This window comes from Oceanicola sp. D3 (assembly GCF_006351965.1).
Classification (GTDB): Bacteria; Pseudomonadota; Alphaproteobacteria; order Rhodobacterales; family Rhodobacteraceae; genus Vannielia.
In genome coordinates, this window is record NZ_CP040932.1 from 1630596 (window position 1) to 1651022 (window position 20427).

At 66.7% G+C, this 20427-nt stretch carries 20 protein-coding genes; 16 read left to right on the top strand and 4 right to left on the bottom strand.

Translation table 11 applies throughout. The features are described 5' to 3' along the window. Window positions 1-8: 8 nt before the first annotated feature. Together FHY55_RS08270 and FHY55_RS08275 are read right to left on the bottom strand one after the other, a co-directional pair. The gene (locus tag FHY55_RS08270) at window positions 9-1322 is read right to left on the bottom strand and encodes a cytochrome-c peroxidase (RefSeq protein WP_140013733.1); all 1314 of its coding nucleotides are present in this window, start codon (window positions 1320-1322) and stop codon (window positions 9-11) included. Then, a complete protein-coding gene (locus FHY55_RS08275) occupies window positions 1315-1905 on the bottom strand; it encodes a DUF6151 family protein (protein ID WP_140013734.1) in 591 nt (196 codons plus the stop codon). Before FHY55_RS08275 ends, FHY55_RS08270 begins: the two co-directional genes overlap by 8 nt. Window positions 1906-2193: 288 nt before the next feature. Between FHY55_RS08275 and ftsW the strand changes: the two genes are divergently transcribed. The 16 genes from ftsW (at window position 2194) to recN (ending at window position 19621) form a co-directional block, all read left to right on the top strand. Next, window positions 2194-3360: a putative lipid II flippase FtsW gene (gene ftsW, locus FHY55_RS08280; RefSeq protein WP_140013735.1), complete on the top strand. Its 1167-nt coding sequence runs from the start codon at window positions 2194-2196 to the stop codon at window positions 3358-3360. Window positions 3361-3436: 76 nt separating this feature from the next. Further along, window positions 3437-4567 carry a glycosyltransferase gene (locus FHY55_RS08285; protein WP_140013736.1) on the top strand — a complete coding sequence of 377 codons (1131 nt, stop codon included), beginning with the start codon at window positions 3437-3439 and terminating at the stop codon, window positions 4565-4567. 27 nt (window positions 4568-4594) lie between these two features. Then, on the top strand, window positions 4595-5992 hold the full coding sequence (gene murC / locus FHY55_RS08290) for a UDP-N-acetylmuramate--L-alanine ligase (RefSeq protein ID WP_210410558.1): 1398 nt from the start codon (window positions 4595-4597) through the stop codon (window positions 5990-5992). A gap of 87 nt (window positions 5993-6079) precedes the next feature. Then, entirely contained in the window at window positions 6080-7276 is a 1197-nt protein-coding gene (locus tag FHY55_RS08295) for an APC family permease (protein ID WP_140013738.1), read from the top strand. Next, window positions 7273-7518 (top strand): DUF2484 family protein, encoded by a 246-nt coding sequence (locus FHY55_RS08300; protein WP_254695459.1) that lies wholly within the window; start codon window positions 7273-7275, stop codon window positions 7516-7518. Before FHY55_RS08295 ends, FHY55_RS08300 begins: the two co-directional genes overlap by 4 nt. Next, the gene (locus FHY55_RS08305) at window positions 7515-7772 is read left to right on the top strand and encodes a DUF2484 family protein (protein ID WP_140013739.1); all 258 of its coding nucleotides are present in this window, start codon (window positions 7515-7517) and stop codon (window positions 7770-7772) included. Before FHY55_RS08300 ends, FHY55_RS08305 begins: the two co-directional genes overlap by 4 nt. Window positions 7773-7820: 48 nt before the next feature. After that, window positions 7821-8090 carry a hypothetical protein gene (locus FHY55_RS08310; protein WP_140013740.1) on the top strand — a complete coding sequence of 90 codons (270 nt, stop codon included), beginning with the start codon at window positions 7821-7823 and terminating at the stop codon, window positions 8088-8090. A 68-nt stretch (window positions 8091-8158) separates the two neighbouring features. Further along, window positions 8159-9601, top strand: a complete 1443-nt coding sequence (locus FHY55_RS20475) for a hypothetical protein (protein WP_168222897.1) — start codon at window positions 8159-8161, stop codon at window positions 9599-9601. A 71-nt stretch (window positions 9602-9672) separates the two neighbouring features. After that, a complete protein-coding gene (murB, locus tag FHY55_RS08325) occupies window positions 9673-10611 on the top strand; it encodes a UDP-N-acetylmuramate dehydrogenase (RefSeq protein ID WP_140013743.1) in 939 nt (312 codons plus the stop codon). A gap of 90 nt (window positions 10612-10701) precedes the next feature. Beyond that, window positions 10702-11616, top strand: a complete 915-nt coding sequence (locus FHY55_RS08330) for a D-alanine--D-alanine ligase (protein ID WP_140013744.1) — start codon at window positions 10702-10704, stop codon at window positions 11614-11616. Next, window positions 11604-12503, top strand: coding sequence for a cell division protein FtsQ/DivIB (locus tag FHY55_RS08335; protein WP_140013745.1), 900 nt, complete (start codon window positions 11604-11606; stop codon window positions 12501-12503). Before FHY55_RS08330 ends, FHY55_RS08335 begins: the two co-directional genes overlap by 13 nt. Beyond that, window positions 12503-13837 (top strand): cell division protein FtsA, encoded by a 1335-nt coding sequence (gene ftsA / locus FHY55_RS08340; RefSeq protein WP_140013746.1) that lies wholly within the window; start codon window positions 12503-12505, stop codon window positions 13835-13837. Before FHY55_RS08335 ends, ftsA begins: the two co-directional genes overlap by 1 nt. A gap of 202 nt (window positions 13838-14039) precedes the next feature. Further along, window positions 14040-15788, top strand: coding sequence for a cell division protein FtsZ (gene ftsZ, locus FHY55_RS08345; RefSeq protein ID WP_140013747.1), 1749 nt, complete (start codon window positions 14040-14042; stop codon window positions 15786-15788). 241 nt (window positions 15789-16029) lie between these two features. Beyond that, window positions 16030-16953, top strand: a complete 924-nt coding sequence (gene lpxC, locus FHY55_RS08350; RefSeq protein WP_140013748.1) for a UDP-3-O-acyl-N-acetylglucosamine deacetylase — start codon at window positions 16030-16032, stop codon at window positions 16951-16953. 155 nt (window positions 16954-17108) lie between these two features. Next, the gene (locus FHY55_RS08355; protein ID WP_140013749.1) at window positions 17109-17951 is read left to right on the top strand and encodes an outer membrane protein assembly factor BamD; all 843 of its coding nucleotides are present in this window, start codon (window positions 17109-17111) and stop codon (window positions 17949-17951) included. 26 nt (window positions 17952-17977) lie between these two features. Continuing rightward, on the top strand, window positions 17978-19621 hold the full coding sequence (recN, locus tag FHY55_RS08360; RefSeq protein WP_140013750.1) for a DNA repair protein RecN: 1644 nt from the start codon (window positions 17978-17980) through the stop codon (window positions 19619-19621). 40 nt (window positions 19622-19661) lie between these two features. Here recN and FHY55_RS08365 read toward each other — a convergent pair whose 3' ends face one another. Together FHY55_RS08365 and FHY55_RS08370 are read right to left on the bottom strand one after the other, a co-directional pair. Then, the gene (locus FHY55_RS08365) at window positions 19662-19952 is read right to left on the bottom strand and encodes a hypothetical protein (protein ID WP_140013751.1); all 291 of its coding nucleotides are present in this window, start codon (window positions 19950-19952) and stop codon (window positions 19662-19664) included. A gap of 167 nt (window positions 19953-20119) precedes the next feature. Continuing rightward, a complete protein-coding gene (locus FHY55_RS08370) occupies window positions 20120-20416 on the bottom strand; it encodes a hypothetical protein (protein ID WP_140013752.1) in 297 nt (98 codons plus the stop codon). Window positions 20417-20427: the final 11 nt, after the last annotated feature.

Genomic DNA, 20427 nt, shown 5'->3' on the forward strand with positions numbered 1-20427 from the left:
TGCCCACCCTACTTGTCGACGGGCAAACCGCTGGGAACGGTCTCGGGCACGCCGAGGCGGCCATCAATGGCGGGCTGGTCGGTGAGGCTTTCGAGGAAGGCCATGATCGCATCTGTCTCAGCGTCTGACAGCGGTGCGTCCTCCACCTCAATCGCGGCTTTCAGCGCGGCGCGGTCGGCGGCGTCTTGCAGCGGGGCGAGGGCGTCATGCTCCAGCGCGGCGAGCCTTGCGGGGGTGCCGTCATAGGCGGCGAGCGCGGCGCGGGGGGCGGCGTGGGCCTGCACAAATTCGCGCAGATCGGCATAGGCACCGGAGTGGCCGTAGGGCGCGGTGGCAACCACGTTGCGCAGGGAAGGCGTGCGGAAAGCATAGGCATCTTCGGCATGGCCCGTTACCCCCATGCGGCCCGTGTCGCGGTGGTGGGTCTCAAATGCCAGCCGCTTGCCGGGGCCGATCTGGGGCACGCCCATGGCGTGGAAGTCGTGGTCGGTTTGCAGCGCGCCCGCGTGGCAGGTGGCGCAGCCCGCCTCGCCGTAAAACAGCCGCGCGCCTTCCAGCGCCTCTGCCGAGAGTGCGGCCTCGTCGCCGCGCAGGAAGGCATCAAACGGCGCGTTGTCGGCCCGCCACTCAAAGGCCATGAAGGCGGCGATGGCGTTGGAGATATCGGTGAAATGCAGCGGGCGGCCTGCGGCAACCTCGGGGTAGACCGCCTCGAACCGCGCCTGGTAGTCGCCCGCGCCCTCGACCCGGCGGGCGATGATATCCCACGCGCCGCCCGGCCCGGTGATCCGCCCCGAGCGGGTGGCCTTGGCGATGTCGTTCTCCTTCACATGGCCCGCCATCTCGTCAGCCGAGAGCACCGGGAACATGGTTTGCGCCGAGAGGATCCCCGAAAAGCCCACCTCCATGTCTTCGCCCATCGGCGTGCGGAAGCCGGATTTGCGGGCCGGGTCCACCTCGATCCGGCCATCGTGGAAGAGCACGGTGAACTGGTGCGCACCGAGGTTGAACAGGGCCGGGGCGTTGCGGGGGATGAACTCGTCGGGGTAATTCGCCGGGTTCGCCACCCGCTCGGGGCCAAGGCCGGTGCCACCCTCGCCCATGCCAAGGCTGAGCCCGTCGGAGGTGGCAAAGCGCGGGTGGTGGCAGGTGGCGCAGGAGATGTTGCGGTTGCCTGAAAGGATCGGATCGTAAAACAGCAGCTGCCCGAGCCGCGCCTCGGCCTCGTCCACCGCGATGAAATCGGCATCGGTGAGCGGCGAGGGGAAGTCTTGCGCCGTGGCGGCCATCGGCAGCAGGAGGGCGAGCGCAAGGCTACGCATAGGCCTTGGCCTTCTCCTCCAGCGAAATCACCCGCGGCTCCACCAGCGGCTCGCCCCCAGGAAACAACGGATGCCGCTTGTGTGCACCCTTCAGCCAGCCGCCAAACATGATGCGCCCGATGGAAAGGAACACGCCAAGCGCGCTGCCGCTCGTGGCTGGCAGATCGTCGGGCAGTGTGCGTTCCTTGGGGATGTTCACCCGCGCCTTCACCGGCCCGAGTGCCTCCTTGTCGGCGATGCCATGGGTCAGCGCGCCAAAGAACGGGTAGGCGGGGGAGGGGCCGGTGTTGCCCAGCGGGGTGTTGCAGCAGGCGGCATACCAGCGGGCGAGGCCCTTGGGACTGAGGCGCAGCGCGGCGATATGCTCGCGCCCCTCCACGATCGAGAGCCGGTCACAGCGGATTTGCAGAATGTCCGCGCCATCGCCCGGCCCCAGCACATCCGCCCGCCCGAGGGCACGGGGGAAGGCGCGGCAGCTGTCGCAATGGCAGATCACCCGGTTGCCCTGCGGCCGGGCGGGTCGGGCGGCAATGGCGAGCTTCAGCTTGCCGCAGTCGCAACTCAGCAGGATCGGGTCGGGCATGGGGGCAATCTCCTTTGGGCGGGAAGGTAAGACAGGCCGGGCGGCGGGGGAAGGGGGGCGCTTTGGGACCACCGAGCGCAGGGTCAGCGCCCGCCCCGTGGTGGGGCGGGATGAGCCCTGGCCGCCGGTGGCGGCCGGCTCCTCCGCTGCGGCGGAGTGCCATTTCAAGGGTGGAAAAGCCCCCCATCCCAAATGTGATTCGAAAATGCCTTCCCATGCGAATCACCTTGCGTTACTGTGGCGATAGACCCGGAAAACCGGGCGATTTGAGGCAGATCAGGCAGTCTGATGACAGAGATGGTTTTTGGCACGGCCCCCGTTCGCACGGGCGAGCCGGTGCTTCCCCGGTGGTGGCGGACGATCGACAAGTGGTCGATGTCCTGCATCCTGCTGCTCTTCGGCGTGGGGCTGTTGCTTGGCCTTGCGGCCTCGCCGCCGCTCGCGGCGCGCAACGGGCTCGATCCCTTCTATTACGTGCAGCGTCAGGCCTTCTTTGGCGGGCTCTCGCTGGTGGTGATGTTCGCCTTCTCGATGATGAACCCCTCGCTGGTGCGCCGCCTTGCGGTGCTTGGCTTTTTCGTCAGCTTCGTGGCGATCCTGCTGCTGCCGTTCTTCGGCACCGACTTCGGCAAGGGGGCGACCCGCTGGTTCTCGCTTGGCTTTGCCTCGCTTCAGCCGTCGGAATTTCTCAAGCCGGGCTTCGTGGTGCTCGCCGCATGGCTGATGGCCGCCTCCCAGCAGGTGGCGGGGCCGCCGGGCAAGAGCTTCTCCTTTATCCTCGCGGTCACCATCGTGATGCTGCTCGCGCTCCAGCCCGATTTTGGCCAGGCCTGCCTGATCCTCTTTGCTTGGGCGGTGATGTATTTTGTGGCCGGTGCGCCAATCACCATCCTCGTCGTCGTGGCTGGGCTCGTCGTGGTTGGAGGGATCACCGCCTATGAGGGCTCCGAGCACTTTGCCCGCCGGATTGACGGCTTCCTCTCCCCCGATCTCGATCCGCGCACCCAGCTTGGTTATGCCACCAATGCCATCATCGAAGGCGGCTTCTTTGGTGTTGGCGTGGGCGAGGGGCAGGTGAAATGGTCGCTCCCCGATGCGCATACCGACTTCATCATCGCCGTTGCAGCGGAGGAATACGGGCTGGTGCTCGTGCTCTTCATCATCCTGCTCTACTCCACCATCGTCGTGCGCTCGCTGCTGCGGCTGATGCGCGAGCGTGATCCCTTCATCCGCCTTGCCGGCACCGGGCTGGCCTGCATGTTCGGCGTGCAGGCGATGATCAACATGGGCGTTGCGGTGCGGCTCTTGCCCGCCAAGGGCATGACCTTGCCGTTTGTCTCCTACGGCGGCTCCTCGATGATTGCCGGGGGCATTCTCGTTGGCATGCTGCTGGCCTTCACCCGCACCCGCCCACAAGGGCAGATCGGCGATATCCTGCTGCGGAGGTCGGCGTGACGCGAAACCTGCTTCATTTTCTTGCTGAAACTACTCAAGCCCCCGGCTCCACCCAAAGCAACGCCGGAGCAGACAAATGACGCAGCCCCTTCTCATCATCGCCGCCGGAGGCACGGGCGGGCATATGTTTCCGGCGCAGGCGCTGGCCGAGGCGATGCTGGCGCGGGGCTGGCGGGTAAAACTTTCGACCGATGCGCGCGGCAGCCGCTACACCGGGGGTTTTCCCGAGGCGGTGGAGATCGAGGTGCTTTCCTCGGCCACCTTCGCCCGGGGCGGGGTGCTGGCCAAGCTGGCGGTGCCCTTCCGCATCGCGGGCGGCACGATTTCGGCGGCGGTCAAGATGATGCGCGACAAGCCCGCCGTGGTGGTGGGCTTTGGCGGCTACCCCTCGATCCCGGCGCTGGCGGCGGCCACGCTGCTGAATCGCCCGCGCGCGATCCATGAGCAAAACGGCGTGCTGGGCCGGGTGAACGAGCTTTTCGCCAAGCGCGTTCATGCCATCGCCTGCGGCACATGGCCCACCGAACTGCCCGAGGGCACCGAGGGGCATGACATTGGCAACCCGGTGCGCGCCGCCATTCTGGAACGGGCCGCTGCGCCCTATATTCCGCCGGGCGATTACCCGATGTCGGTGCTGGTCATGGGCGGCAGTCAGGGTGCGCGCATCCTTTCGGATGTGGTGCCCGCCGCCATTGCCGCGCTGCCGGAGGCGCATCGCCAGCACATCCGCGTGAGCCATCAGGCGCGGCCCGAAGATGAGGCGCGTGTCACCGAGTTTTACGCAAACGCCGGAATCGATGCCACGGTGCAGCCGTTCTTTTCGGACGTTCCCGAGCGCATGGCCGAGGCGCAGCTGGTGATCACCCGCGCCGGAGCCTCCTCGGTGGCCGACCTCTCGGTTATCGGGCGCCCGGCCATCCTGATCCCCTTTGCCGCCGCAACCGGCGACCACCAGACGGCCAACGCACGCGGGCTAGTTGACGCGGGGGCGGCCATTCTGATCCCCGAGAAACGGCTTGACCCGGAAGCCCTCGCGGCGCAAATGCGCACAATTCTCGACAGCCCCGAAGGGGCAACGCAGATGTCTGTCGCGGCGCTCTCCACGGGCAAGCCGGATGCGACGGAACGGCTGGTGGCGCTGGTGGATGCACTGGCGCAGCAAGGAACGGTGAAACCGACCGGAGACAACTCTGGCGAGCAGGTATGAGGCAGTGACATGGACGGAAGCAATATCATGCAGGGTGTAACCAAACTCCCGACGCAGCTTGGGGCAATCCACTTCGTCGGCATCGGCGGCATCGGCATGTCGGGCATTGCCGAGGTGCTGCTGAATTTCGGCTACCAGGTGCAGGGCTCTGACCTGAAGAAAAGCAAGATCACCGCGCGGCTGGAAAGCCTTGGCGCGACGATATTTGAGGGGCAGGCCGCCGAGAACCTCGAAAACGCCGAGGTCATCGTGATTTCATCGGCCATCAAGCCGGGCAACCCAGAGCTTGACGCCGCCCGCGCGCGTGGCCTGCCGGTGGTGCGCCGCGCCGAGATGCTGGCCGAGCTGATGCGGCTGAAGTCCAACATCGCGGTGGCCGGCACCCACGGCAAGACGACGACAACCACGATGGTCGCCGCCCTGCTCGACGAGGGCGGGATCGACCCGACGGTGATCAACGGCGGCATCATCCATGCCTATGGCTCCAACGCCCGGATGGGGCAGGGCGAGTGGATGGTGGTGGAGGCCGACGAGAGCGACGGCACCTTCAACCGCCTGCCCGCCACCATCGCCATCGTCACCAACATCGACCCCGAGCACATGGAGCATTGGGGCACCGAGGAGGCGCTGCATCAGGGTTTTCTCGATTTCGTGTCGAACATTCCCTTCTACGGCCTCGCCGTCTGCTGCACCGATGACGCCGATGTGCAGGCTCTTGTGGGCCGCGTTACCGACCGCCGCGTCGTGACCTATGGCTTCAACGCCCAGGCCGACGTGCGCGCGGTGAACCTCACCTACAAGGCGGGCGTGGCGCATTTTGACATCAAGCTGCAAGCCGAGGATGCGGTGATCGAGGGCTGCACCCTGCCGATGCCGGGCGACCATAACGTGTCCAACGCGCTCTCGGCGGTGGCCGTGGCCCGCCACCTCGGCATGAAGGCCGAAGAGATCAAATCGGCACTGGCCAACTTCGGCGGGGTGAACCGTCGCTTCACCCGCGTGGGCGTGGTCGATGGCGTGACCATCATCGATGATTACGGCCACCACCCGGTGGAGATCGCCGCCGTGCTCAAGGCCGCGCGTCAGGCCACCGAGGGCCGGGTGATTGCCGTGCACCAGCCGCACCGCTACTCGCGCCTGTCGGGCCTGTTCGACGATTTTTGCGCCTGCTTCAACGAGGCCGATGTGGTGGCGATTGCCGAGGTCTATGCCGCTGGCGAAGATCCGATCCCCGGGGCCTCCCGCGATGACCTTGTGAACGGGCTCATCGCCCACGGCCACCGCCACGCCCGCGCGATCCTCTCCGAGGATGACCTTGTGCGGCTTGTGCGCGAGCAGGGCCGCGAGGGCGATATGGTTGTCTGCCTCGGGGCGGGCACGATCTCGGCTTGGGCGAACAACCTGCCTGAGAGGCTCAAGGGCTGATCGGGGCGTTCTGATGCCCGTCGCATCCTCCCTTTCCCCAGACTGGCGACAGGCTTTGCCGCTTTGCCCCCGCTGCGGAGCGGGCGGATGACTGAAACCGCGCTCAAACGCCGGATCGGGCCGGGGCTGATGACCGCCTATGGCGTTGGCGTCATGGTGGGGGCGGGAATCTACGTGCTGATCGGCGCGGTCGCCGGGCTGGCGGGCAGCTATGCGCCGCTGGCCTTTTTGCTGGCCGGGCTGGTCGCCGCGCCCTCGGCGCTGACCTATGCCGAGCTGTCGGCGCGCATCCCCGAAGCGGCAGGCGAGGCGGCCTATGTGGCGCGGGCCTTTGGCACCACAGTGCTGCCGGTGGCGATTGGGCTGGCGATTGTGCTGGCGGGCACGGTCTCGGGCGCGGCGGTGCTGCGCGGCGGGGTCGGCTACCTGACGGCGCTTGTCTCTGTCACCCCGCTCTGGGCGATCATCGGCCTTGGTGTGGCGCTGACGCTGGTGGCCATCGCGGGGGTGTTGGAAAGCCTCACGCTGGCCGCGCTCTTCACGGTCATCGAAGTGGCGGGGCTGCTGCTGGTCTCCGGTGCGGGCTTTCTGGCCGAGCCGGTGGTGGTCACCGCCGCCGAAACGACGCCGGGCTCGATGGCGGTGCTCGCGGCCACGGCGCTGGCCTTCTTTGCCTTCATCGGCTTCGAGGATGTGGTGAACATGGCTGAGGAGGCGCGCGACCCGACCCGCACCATGCCCCGCGCCATCATCGCCTCGCTGCTCATCACCGCCGCGCTCTATGCAATGGTCAGCTTCGCGGCCCTGCGCGCCGTGCCGCCGGGCGATCTTGCCGCCTCCTCGCGCCCCCTTGCGCTGGTCTGGGAGCGGGCGACGGGCCAGAACGCGGGCTTTCTGGCAGCCATCGCGGTGCTTGCTGCGCTGAATGGCGTTCTGGCACAGCTTGTCATGGCCGCCCGCGTGCTCTTTGGTCTTGGCCGCCGCGCCCGTATCTTCGCGCCCTTCACCCATGCCCACCCGCGGTTTGGCACGCCTGTTCTGGCAACGCTCACCTGCGGCGCGGCGCTGATCGGCGCGGCGCTGGCCCTGCCGGTGGCCGATCTGGCCGAAATCGCCGCGATGGTGCTGCTGGCCATTTTCGCCGCCGTTAACACATCGCTCATCTTTATTAAGCTACAGTCGCCATCAGCGCCCTTCCGCGTTCCGATGGCGGTGCCCGTGCTGGGGCTGGTCGCGGCGCTGGCGGCGCTCGCCCTGTCGCTGGCCGAAAGGATTGCCTCATGAGCCTGCTTCTGGTCGCCGCGATCCTCTGGGTGTTTGCCGCCAGCGCCACGGCCTTCCTGCCGATGCGCTGGCAACTCGTGCCCGGGCTGGCGCTGATTGCAGGGGCCTTTGTGCTGATCGGCCTGCTGTTCGCCGAATACGGCCCGGTTCCGGGCGTCGTCGCGATTGCCGTTTTTGTGTCTTTCTTCCGCCGCCCGCTGGGGCACCTGATCCGCAAATTCACCGGGAAAACCCGCGCATGACCCCGTCGCTCATCTGCTTCTTCGCCTGGGCCCTGGCCGCCAACCTCGCCGCGATGATCCCCTCGCGTGACAACCACTGGACACGCGCCTATGTGCTCATCGCTCTTGGCATCCCGCTGCTCGGCTGGGTGACCTATGAGAACGGCCCGTTCATCGGGCTGGCCTGCATGGCGGCAGGCGTCTCGGTGCTGCGCTGGCCGGTGGTGTATCTCTGGCGCTGGCTCAAGGGCGCGCGGCGCAAGGCAGACGGCTGAGCGGCACCCCCTTGCCAGAAGGGCGGCCCGCAGGGAAGAGTGGCGCCCATGTTTCATGAACTCCACGCCGTCCTCGCCACCGCTGTCGTCATCTTCGCCCTGATCGGCTTCGGCCTGCGCTGGATGTCCCCTCTCGGCGGCGCGATCCTCCTCGGCGGCATGCTGGCCATCTGCCTCGGCCTCTGGCTATGGCTCGGCCGCGGCCCGGTGGGATGGGACAACGTCGGCCACGCCTTCCTGCTCTATTACGTGCTGCTGCCGGGGCTGGGCGGCGCGGTGCTGGGCGTCGCGCTGGCCTGGTGGCGGGCGCGGGGATAGGGGCTTGGTTCGGGTGAACGGTGGAGAGGGGTGCGGGTGTGGTGGATGTGAGTGAGATTGACGGGCCGGTGAAGCTGGGAGAGTGGCTTGAGGACAAGCCGCAGGAGTGGGGGATTTGGATCGCTCATCGGGCGGCGATGCGCATCTGGCCGCTTGGCTGGCCTTGGTTCCGATCCGACAAAGCGCGCAAGCTTGATTTGACAGACTTTCCGTCTCTGCGATGCTTTTTGATATCGGGGGTTGCGGCTGTCCGACCAACCCCCGATATCAAGGTCGCCGCCGACGACGCCGCCCGCGCCGCCGACGCCGCCGCCGCCGCCGTCGACGCCGCCGCCGCCCGCGCCGTTTTTGCCGCCTTCGCCGCCGCCGCCGACGCCGCCGACGCCGCCGCCCGCGCCGCCGCCGCCGCCGCCCGCGCCGCCGCCTTCGCCGCCGACGCCGCCGACGCCGACGACGTCGCACACCTCTGGGACATGGTTCAACGGGACTGCACGACGCTTGCCGAAGAGGGCGTCCTTCCCATTGCGCCGCTTTGGGCGGACCAGCGTGGCCCATTCCACGACGCGTGGGGCAGCCTCAAGCACACCCTTCCTCAATCGCCCGCGGGCCAGCGTGATGAAACGGCCCGCGCTCCGAAGCCCGAAGACTGGTCCTTCTGGATCCGCTGGTACGACGCCGCCCTCGAAGGCCGCCCGCTCAACCTCGACATGCTCGAAGAAATCGCCCTGATCCCGCCCGAGACCTGGGACAAGGGGCCGGGCGTGGTGAACCCTCTGATTGCGGATATCGAGGCGAAGTATGCGCGCTTAGGATCCTACAATGCCGAGCGGATAATCCTCAATGACGACGACGAGTTCGAGGCGGTGCCTGAGCTTGAACTGCCTCCTGACGTTTTCGCGATTGCAAAGGACCGTGTGAGAGACGCAGTCGCCGAGTTCAAGGCGCTTCCAGAGGGTGACAACCTGAAGGGCGCCTGCGACCGCGATATTGCGCGGATTGAGGACTATCTCGACAGGCATGCGGACACGCCGCTGCGAATCTACGAAGTGCTGATGCGGACCATCCGGCACATTGACGAAAAGGTTAAAGAGGGCGACCTTCCGGAACGCGAAGACCTGAACGACTTCCGCGAAGAGCTGGACAATTCGGCACTGGATATCCTTCAGGGTGACGAGAAGGTGCGAACAGCGGTGCGCAACCGTAGTTCTGGCCGGTTTGATCGTCTGAGTGAGATCGAGAAGGAGCACTACCTCTCGTTGATGGAACTGCTGGCCAAGCAGTCCGAGCCGAAGACTGCGGACGAAATGCGCGACGACGCACGGGTTGCGACGGACCCGGATGCGGAAGAGGACGACAGGCGCGAAGCCCGGTTCCGCTCGGGGAGCCGTGCTCTACGGATGAAGGAACTCAAAGAAGGCACTGTGAAAGGTGCGGAGGACATTGCCAAAGTTGGCAGGGGAGCTGACGCTGTTGGGAACATATGGGACATGATCGTGGGCTGGTTCATTTGATATCAGCCAGCGACGTGCCAAACCCCGCCCTACGGCTTGCCTCTGACGCGCCTCCCGGCAATAACCACCCCATGACCGATCTTCCCCCCGTCCGTGGCACGCTGACGCCCGACCGTCCTCTGAATGACCTCACATGGCTTCGCGTGGGCGGGCCTGCCGACTGGTTGTTTCAGCCTGCTGATCTCGACGATCTTCAGGCCTTTCTCGCGGCGCTCGACCCGGCGATCCCGGTCTTTCCGATGGGCGTTGGCTCCAATCTGATCGTGCGCGATGGCGGCATCCGGGCTGTTGTGATCCGGCTGGGGCGCGGGTTCAACGGGATCGAGGTGGAGGGCCGCCGGGTGACGGCGGGGGCGGCGGCGCTGGATGCGCATGTGGCGCGCAAGGCGGCGGCGGCTGGCGTCGACCTGACCTTTCTGCGCACCATTCCCGGCGCCATCGGCGGGGCGGTGCGGATGAACGCGGGCTGCTATGGCTCCTATGTCGCCGACCACCTGCAATCGGTGGATGTGGTGCTGCGCGACGGCAGCCGCGCCACGCTTTCACCGGAGGAGCTGAACCTGCGCTATCGCCAGTCTGACCTGCCCGAGGGCGCGGTGATTGTCTCGGCCACCTTCGAGGGGGCAGAGCGCGAGCCTGCCACGCTGGAGAGCCTGATGGAGGAGCAGCTGGCCAAGCGCGATGCCTCCCAACCCACGAAGGACCGCACGGCAGGCTCGACCTTCCGCAACCCCGCCGGATTTTCCTCGACCGGCAAGGCCGATGACACTCACGAGTTGAAGGCCTGGAAGCTCATTGACGACGCCGGGCAGCGCGGCGCGCGCGAGGGCGGGGCGGTGATGAGCGAGAAGCATTCCAACTTCCTTACGAACGCCGATAACGCCAGTGCTGCCGACCTGGAAAATCTCGGCGAGCGGATCCGAAAAAAGGTTTACGAAACCAGCGGTGTAACGCTAGAGTGGGAAATCATGAGGGTCGGTGAACCGGCCCCGGAAAAGGCAGGCGGCTGAGCGGTCAACGAACCGGCTCAAGCATCAACAAAACAAGGGCGAAGCGCGAATACCACGCGCAAAAACCATCGCCCGATGGCAGAGGCGGACATGTCGAGCAGGACAGTCCAGAATGTTGCTGTCCTTATGGGCGGCCCATCTGCGGAACGTGAGGTTTCGCTCTCCACCGGCAGGGAATGCGCAAAGGCGCTCCGGTCGGAGGGCTTCGACGTGACCGAAATCGACGCAGGGGATGACGTGGCCGAGCGGCTGAAGGCACTGGCGCCTGACGCGGTGTTCAACGCGCTGCATGGCCGTTGGGGCGAGGATGGCTGCATTCAGGGCCTGCTCGAATGGCTCGGCATTCCCTACACCCACTCCGGCGTGCTGGCCTCCTCCACCGCCATCGACAAGGAGCGCACCAAGGCGCTCTACCGGGCCCACGGCCTGCCGGTGGTGGCCAGCAAGCTGGCGGACCGCGACGAGATCGAGGCGGCGCATGTGCTGCCCCCGCCCTATGTGGTGAAGCCCTATAACGAGGGCTCCTCGGTGGGCATCTATATCGTCCATGAGGATGCCAACAGCCCGCCCAAGCTGGCCGACGATTCCGCTGCGGTGCTGATGGTCGAGGCCTTCGCGCCGGGACGGGAGCTGACCTGCACCGTGATGGGCGATGAGGCGCTGGGCGTGACCGAGATCCTCACCGACGGCTGGTATGACTACGAAGCGAAATACGCCGAGGGCGGCTCGCGCCACATCTGCCCCGCCGATGTGCCCGCAGAAATCACCGAGGCCTGCCGTACCCACGCGCTGACGGCGCATCGGGCGCTGGGCTGCCGGGGCATTTCGCGCACCGATTTTCGCTGGGATGAGGCCAAGGGCGTCGACGGTCTCGTGCTGCTGGAAACCAACACCCAGCCCGGGATGACGCCCACCTCGCTCACCCCCGAACATGCCGAGCACGCCGGATATTCCTTTGGCGCCTTCTGTCGCTGGATCGTGGAGGATGCCTCATGCGGTCGCTGAAACGCCCCGCCGATGCCCCCCGGCGTGACCCCGCGCCCTCGCGCGTGGCCTACCGGCTGGAGCGGCTCTGGCTGACGCCCTTCTACCGCCGCCTCTTGCGCGTGGGCCTGCCGCTGGCCGCCGTGGCGCTGGCGGTGACGTGGTATTTCTCCGACGAGGGCCGGCGCACGCAGGTGACGGACCTGATCAGCGATGCTCGCCGCTCGGTGGAGGAGCGCCCCGAGTTCATGGTGAAGATGCTCGCCGTCGAAGGCGCCTCCGAAGAGCTTGCGGGCGATATTCGCGCGCTGGTGCCCTATGAATTTCCGCTTTCCAGCTTCGATATGGATCTTGATGCCACCCGCGAGACGGTTGAGGCGCTCGATGCCGTGGCTGGCGTCCATGTGCGCATCCGCCCCGGTGGTGTGCTGCTGGTCGAGGTCGAAGAGCGCATCCCGGCGCTGGTCTGGCGCAAGCGCGATGGCTCGCTGCTGTTGCTCGATGAAACCGGCCACCGTGTCGCGCCACTGATCTCGCGCGGGCTGCGCCCCGATCTGCCGCTGGTGGTAGGACGTGGGGCCGATACGCCCGCCGCCGTGGCCGAGGCCCGTGCCATCTATGCCGCCGCCCTGCCGCTGGCGGGCCGTCTGCGCGGGTTGATCCGCCGGGGCGAGCGCCGCTGGGATGTGGTGCTGGACCGGGATCAGGTGATCCAACTGCCCGAGGCTGGCCCCGTTGCCGCGCTGGAGCGGGTGATTGCCCTAGATGAGGCCGAAGACATGCTGGGCCGCGACCTTGCTGTCATCGACATGCGCATTCCTGGCCGTCCGACCCTTCGGATGGCCCCCGGAGCGGTGGAAGAGTTCCGCCGGATCAAATCGCTCGAAATCGGAGGCTCGAACGGCTGATGACCGATCTCTATGACAATCAGCGCGCCATGCGGCGGATGCGCAAACAGGCGATGGACCGTGGGGTCATCGCCATTCTCGACGTGGGCACCAGCAAGATCGCCTGCCTCGTGCTGCGGTTTGACGGGCCGGGCCGGTTTCGCGAGAGCGACGGGGTGGGCAGCCTCGCCGGGCAATCCAGCTTCCGGGTGATCGGCGCGGCCACCACCCGCTCGCGCGGTGTGAGCTTTGGCGAGATCGACGCCATGCAAGAGACCGAGCGGGCGATTCGCACGGCGGTACAGGCGGCGCAAAAGATGGCCGGGGTGCGGGTGGATCACGTGATTGCCGCCTTCGCTGGGGCGCGCCCGCGCAGCTACGGGCTGGATGGCGCGATCGAGCTGGCCGACAGCGTGGTGAGCGAGCAGGATGTGGCGCGTGTGCTGGCCTCCTGCGTGGTGCCCGATTTCGGGGCAGGGCGGCAGGCGCTGCACGCCCATCCGGTGAACTTTGCCATCGACCACCGCTCTGGCCTGATGGACCCGCGCGGCCAGATCGGCAACCGGCTGGCCGCCGACATGCACCTGCTGACCATCGAAACATCGGTGGTGCAGAACCTGCTCTATTGCATCAAACGCTGCGACCTTGAGCTGGCGGGGCTGGCCTCCAGCGCCTATGTCAGCGGCCTTTCGGCGCTGGTGGAAGACGAGCAAGAGCTTGGCTCGGCCTGCATCGACATGGGCGGCGGTGCCACCACGCTTTCTGTCTTCATCAAGAAGCACATGATCTATGCCGATAGCGTGCGGCTCGGCGGTGACCATATCACCCGCGACATCTCGCAGGGGCTTCAGGTCAGCCCGCAGAAAGCCGAGTGGATCAAAACCCGCCACGGCGGCGTGGTGGCCACCGGCATGGACGACCGCGAGATGATCCCGCTGGGCGGCGATACCGGCGATTGGGACCACGACCAGCGCGCCGTATCCCGCAGCGAGCTGATCGGCATAATGCGGCCCCGGGTGGAGGAAATTCTGGAGGAGGTGCGCGTGCGCCTCGATGCCGCCGGGTTTGACCATCTGCCCTCGCAGAACATCGTGCTCACCGGCGGTGGCTCTCAGATCCTTGGCCTCGATGAGCTGGCTTCGCGCATTCTGGGCCAGCAGGTGCGCCTTGGCCGCCCGCTGAGGGTGCAGGGCCTGCCACAGGCCGCCACCGGCCCAGCCTTCTCGGCGGCGGTGGGGCTTTGCCTCTATTCGGCGCACCCGCAAGACGAGTGGTGGGACTTCGACATTCCCGCCGAAACCTACCCGGCCCGATCGCTAAAACGGGCAATGAAATGGTTCCGCGATAACTGGTGACCCCAATATGAAGTGGCATACGCAAAATCCCGCCGAAGGGCCGGAGGAAATCCACTACAAATTGTGGCATTTTTGCGTTTTTCGGGTGACGCATCGCGGCCAAAGCGATAAAGTGCCTTAAATTTCGAGTCATTTTAGGCGGTGGGGCGCCGTCAGTGGCTCGCCCGGGGACTTGAACAAAAAAGAGACAGGCGGAAATCAGATGACTTTGAATCTCACCATGCCAACCGAATTGGACCTCAAGCCGCGAATCACCGTGTTCGGTGTCGGCGGGGCAGGGGGCAACGCGGTCAACAACATGATCGAAAAAGAGCTCGACGGGGTCGAGTTCGTGGTGGCCAACACCGATGCGCAGGCGCTTCAGCAATCTGCCGCGGCGGCCCGCATCCAGATGGGTGTGAAGGCGACCGAGGGCCTTGGTGCCGGGGCGCGGCCCTCCGTGGGCGCCGCTGCTGCCGAAGAGACCATTGAAGAAATCATCGACCATCTGGCAGGCGCACATATGTGCTTCATCACCGCCGGCATGGGCGGCGGCACCGGCACCGGCGCTGCTCCGATCATCGCACAGGCCGCCCGCGAGCTGGGCGTGCTCACCGTGGGCGTTGTCACCAAGCCGTTCCAGTTTGAAGGCGGCAAGCGGATGCGCCAGGCCGAGGAGGGCGTTGAAGCCCTGCAAAAGGTCGTCGACACGCTGATCATCATCCCCAACCAGAACCTGTTCCGGCTGGCGAACGAGAAAACCACCTTCACCGAAGCCTTCGCGCTGGCCGATGACGTTCTCTACCAAGGCGTCAAAGGTGTGACCGACCTGATGGTTCGCCCCGGCCTGATCAACCTCGACTTCGCCGACGTCCGCGCGGTGATGGACGAGATGGGCAAGGCGATGATGGGCACCGGCGAGGCCGAGGGCGAAGATCGCGCCAAGCAGGCCGCGCAGAAGGCCATCGCCAACCCGCTGCTCGACGAAATCAGCCTGAACGGCGCCAAGGGCGTGCTGATCAACATCACCGGCGGGCATGACCTTACCCTGTTTGAACTGGACGAGGCCGCCAACGAGATCCGCGAGAAGGTGGACAGCGACGCCAACATCATCGTCGGCTCCACGCTCGACACCTCGCTGGAAGGCTTCATGCGCGTGTCGGTCGTTGCCACCGGCATCGACGTGATGGACGAAGAGCGCGAAATTCCGGTGCCGCGCCGCTCGATGGCCGCACCGCTCGCTCAGCCCTCCGCGCAGGACGAGTCCGAAGCCCCCGCCGCCGCGCCGCGCCCGGTTGAAGAGGCCCCCGTGGCCGCCGCGCCCGCAGCTGCGCCGCAGGTTTCGATCACCGGTGCCCGCCCGGCCTCTGCCGAGCGTCAGCCGCAACCGGCCCCCGCGCCGCAGGCCGAGGCGGAAGAGCCCTCGCTCTTCCCCGCCTTCCGCGCCCCGGCCCGTGAAGAGGCAGAAGCCCCCGCCAGCGACGATCTTCCGCCGCCGGCCTACCGCCCCGCCGCTGAAGCCGAGCCGCTGGAAGCCGCCGAGCCTGCCGCCGACTACGCGCCGCAGCCCGAGGTTGCCCGCGCACCCGGCACGCCGTCGGCAGAGGCTCTTGCCCGTCTGCATCAGGCCGTGCGCAAGGTGCCCGGTGCCGGTCAGCCCGCTGCCGAGGCCCAGCCCCAGCAGCGCCCTGCCGCCGCCGCACCGGCTCCCGAGCCGCAGGGTCAGCAGCCCGCCGCTGCCGCCGATCACAAGGCCCGCTTCGGCATCGGCTCGCTGATCACCCGGATGGCCGGACATGGCAGCGAAGGCCAGCCCCAGCAGCCCGCACACCGCGAGCCGCCGGTCAGCTCCGCCGCCGCCCAACAGCAGCGCCCGGCCTACCGCCAGCCGCAGCTCGACCATGAGGAAGAGGTGGATCCCGAGCAGGAGCGGATCGAAATTCCGGCCTTCCTGCGGCGTCAGGCCAACTGATCCGGGTCACGATATACAGTCAAAAAAAGGGCCGGGAGACCGGCCCTTTTTTTGTTGTGGGGCAGGAGGTTGAGGGCAGGGCTTCATGCTGTCGGCACAGTCTCGCCACACCCTCCGCCGCCCATGTTACAGACCGTTGCAAAGATTGAGTTGAGGCTCACGGCCCAGCCGCCTATCTCCCTTGCAACCGGGCCGATTGTGCTTGGGGACAGGAATTGAGGCAGTCTCGAAGAGGCATTTGGTGCAAACGACGCTGAACAAAAACGTGACGCTTTCGGGCGTGGGCCTGCATTCAGGCCGCCCCGCGCGGATCACGCTGAAGCCGGCGATGGCTGACCAGGGTATCTGGTTCCGCCGCACCGATGCTGTGAAGGGCGACGCCTTTCTGCCTGCCCGCTGGGACGCGGTGGTGGAAAGCCCGCTCTGCACCCTTCTGACCAATGATGACGGCGTGTCTCTCTCGACGGTAGAGCACGTGATGGCCGCGCTCGCGGGCTGCGGCGTGCACAACGCGCTGATCGAGGTTTCCGGCCCCGAAGTGCCGATCCTCGATGGCTCCGCGGCGCCCTTCGTCGGCGCCATCCTCAAGGCTGGCCTGCGCGTGCTGGACGCTCCGATCCGCGCGATCCGCGTACTCAAGCCCGTTGAAGTGCGCCGCGGCGACGCTGTGGCCCGGCTCGAGCCTTCGGACGACAGCCTGCACATCGACTTCGGGATCGACTTTGAAGATGCCGCGATCGGCGCGCAGACCCGCTCGATGAACATGGCCAACGGTGCCTTCGTTCGCGAGCTCTGCGACAGCCGCACCTTCTGCCGCGCCGCCGATGTCGAGGCGATGCGCGCCGAGGGCAAGGCGCTTGGCGGCACCTATGAAAACGCGGTTGTGGTCGAAGGCGAAAAGGTCTTGTCGCCCGGTGGCCTGCGCCACAGCGACGAGCCGGTGCGCCACAAGATGCTCGACGCGCTTGGCGATCTGGCCCTTGCCGGCCATCCGCTGCTGGCACGCTACACCGGCCGCCGCGCTGGCCACGCGCTGACCAATGCCCTGCTTCACGCGCTCTTTGCCGACCCTTCGGCCTTTGAGATCGTGACCTGCGACGGCGATATGGCCCGCCAGCTGCCCGGCACCGGCCTCAAGAGCCGCGACCTGCGGCTTGTCGCCTGAGCCCGGCCACCCCGTTGCAACCCGGCCCCGCCGAGGCTTTTGAACATCCGATGTGCGCCAAAGCCATTTTGCACCGCAATTTCTTGTGCTACACCCCTCGTAATCTCCGCAGGCCACGGGCTATGCGGGCAATAAAGTCACGGGGTTAGGCAAGAATGGCGGCGCAGAAAGGGCGAGCAGGGCTGGCAGGGACGGTGGCGCTTGTGCTTCTGCTGTCGAGCTGTGGCGCGTTTCAGGCCAGGACCGACAAGAGTCTTGAAGACCTGACCCCCGAACAGATTTACAAGCAGGGCGAATACACGCTTGAGACCGGCAAGCCCGAGGATGCCGCCGAGACCTTCTCCGAGGTCGAGCGGCTCTATCCCTATTCGGTCTGGGCCAAGCGTGCGCTGATCATGCAGGCCTTCGCCTTCCACCGTGCTCGCGACTATGAGAACAGCCGCGCCACCGCGCAGCGCTATCTCGATTTTTACCCCGCCGAGGATGATGCCGCCTACGCGCAATATCTCCTCGCGCTGTCCTACTATGACCAGATCGACGAGGTTGGCCGCGATCAGGGCCTCACCTTCCAGGCGCTTCAGGCGCTGCGCGAAGTGATCGAGAAGTATCCTGACAGCGAATATGCCTCTTCCGCGATCCTCAAGTTCGATCTCGCCTTCGACCACCTTGCGGCGAAGGAAATGGAGATCGGCCGGTACTACCTGCGGCGCGGCCACCATCTTGCGGCCATCAACCGCTTCCGGGTGGTGGTTGAGGAGTTCCAGACCACCACGCAAACCCCCGAGGCGCTGCACCGTCTGGTGGAGGCCTATCTTTCGCTTGGGCTGACCGCCGAGGCGCAGACGGCGGGGGCGATCCTTGCCTATAACTACCGCTCCTCCGAGTGGTATGACGATACCTACACTCTGCTGGCCCGCCGCAACCTTCAGGCCCAGGCCAAGGGCGACAACTGGCTGCGGAAGATCTATCGCCAGATGGTTAAGGGCGAGTGGCTCTAACCGGCCACGGGGGGTAAAAACAGCCCATGCTGCGCGGGCTCGACATACGCGATTTGCTCATTATCGACCGGCTCGAACTCAGCTTCGCGCCCGGCCTCAATGTGCTCACCGGCGAGACCGGGGCGGGCAAGTCCATCCTGCTGGATGCGCTTGGCTTTGTGCTGGGCTGGCGTGGCCGTGCCGAGCTGGTGCGCGCCGGGGCCGAGCAGGGCGAGGTGGTGGCCGAGTTTGCGCTGGAGCCGGGCCATGCCGCCCGTGCCGTGCTTGAGGAGGCGGGCCTGCCGGCAAGCGATGAACTGATCCTGCGCCGGGTCAACACCGCCGATGGCCGCAAAACCGCTTGGGTGAACGACAGGCGCGTCTCCGGCGAGGTGCTGCGGGCGCTCTCGGATGTGCTGGTTGAGTTGCACGGCCAGCAGGATGATCGCGGCCTGCTCAACCCGCGCGGCCACCGGGCGCTGCTCGATGAGTTTGCTGGCGTCGATCTGGCCCCCACCCGCGCCGCATGGCGCGCCCGCCGCGAAGCGGTGCAGGCACTGGAGCAGGCCCGCGCGGCGCAGGCGGCGCTGGCGGCGGAGGAGGAGTTCTTGCGCCACGCGGCAGGCGAGCTCTCCGCGCTCGATCCGCAGCCCGGCGAGGAGGCCGAGCTGGACACCCGCCGCCGCCAGATGCAGGCCGCCGGGCGCATCCGCGAAGATATCGAGAAAGCGCATCAGGCGCTCGGGCCATCCGGCGCAGAGGGCATGCTCTCGGATGCCACGCGCTGGCTCGACGGGGCCGCTGAAGCCGCCGAGGGCCATCTGGATGGCGCGCTGGAGGCGCTCTCTCGCGCGGTGGATGCGCTGGGGGAGGCCGAGCAGGGCGTGGGCGAGGCGCTGGATGCGCTCAGCCACGATCCGCGTGAGCTGGAGGCCACCGAAGAGCGGCTCTTTGCCATTCGTGGGTTGGCCCGCAAGCACGGCGTTGCCCCCGACGATCTGGCCGCGCTCACCGCCGACCTGGTCGCCAAGCTGGAAACGCTGGATGCGGGCGAGGGCGGAATTGCCGCGCTGGAGAAGGAGGCGCGCGAGGCCGAGGCCGCCTTCGAGGCCGCCGCCGGACGGCTGACCGAGGCGCGCTCCAAGGCCGCGGCCAAGCTCGACAAGGCGATGAGCGCAGAGCTTGCGCCGCTGAAGATGGAGCGCGCGGTGTTTTCCACCGTGATCGAGCCCGCCGAGCCCGGGCCGGAGGGCGCCGATTCCGTCACCTTTACCGTGGCCACAAACCCGGGCGCCCCGGCCGGACCGCTGAACAAGATTGCCTCGGGCGGCGAGCTCAGCCGGTTCTTGCTGGCGCTGAAGGTTTGCCTGACCCGCCACACCACCGGCCTGACGATGATCTTTGACGAGATCGACAGGGGCGTGGGCGGGGCCACTGCAGATGCCGTGGGCCGCCGCCTTGCCGGGCTGGCGGCATCGGGGCAGGTGCTTGTCGTCACCCACAGCCCGCAGGTGGCCGCCATGGGCGCGCATCACTGGCGGGTGGAGAAGTCGGTGGCGAAGGGCCAAACGCTCTCAACCGTCACGCCGCTCGATGCGCCCGCGCGGGTGGATGAGCTGGCGCGGATGCTGGCAGGCGAGACCGTAACAGAAGAGGCCCGCGCCGCAGCACGGGCCCTATTGGCCGGGTAACTCGGGTGGGCAGCGCGGGGCGCATGGCCCCGCAGCAACCTCAGCGGCGGCGGTAGTTGGCCAGCGCGGCGCGGGTCCGGGCGCGCAGAAGCTCGGCATTGCCCACGGCAGCCATATCGGCGCACACGTAAGCCGCAGCAGCCTTCGCCTCTTCGTGGCTCACGGCGTAATTGGCTTGGATGCTCTTGACGAAGATCGGTTTCGGGCCGTTGATCAGCGAGACCTTGGGCAGCGGGCCACGGGCGCAGGAAATCTTCACACCGGCGGCGGAGGCCGAAACGGCGGTGAGGGCAAGCGCGAGGGCGGCGATCGGAAGGGTATGACGTTTCATGACAGGCTCCGGCGGTTGTACGACGACACATGGGAAAATGGGGTGCGAAGCCCGTTCTAGGCTTCACTCTCCGCAACCTGTCTTAAAATTTTGCCCAAATTTAGACGAAACCGGGGCCACTTGGCGTTGCCCCGGAGAGGTCTCTTGGCTGGGCCGAGCGCTCCGCTTTAGCGGCGCTCGTAAGGAGCCGTGGCTTCGAAGGTGAGATCGACGAGATAGTCGAGGTCGCCCACGGCGCCCATGTTGCCGCAAACCTGCTTGGCAATGCGCTCTGCTTCCTGCTCGGTCATCACGAAGTTCTCCATCAAGCTGGCGACGAAGTTATCGTAGTGGCCGTTGATCATCGGGTTCGACGGAATCGGACCGCGATTGCAGTGAATAACAAGCCTGGCATCGGCCGACTGAGCGGTGAAGATCGCGCTCAGCCCAAGGGCGGCAGCGGTGGTAAGTGATTTGATAGTCATGAGTGACACAT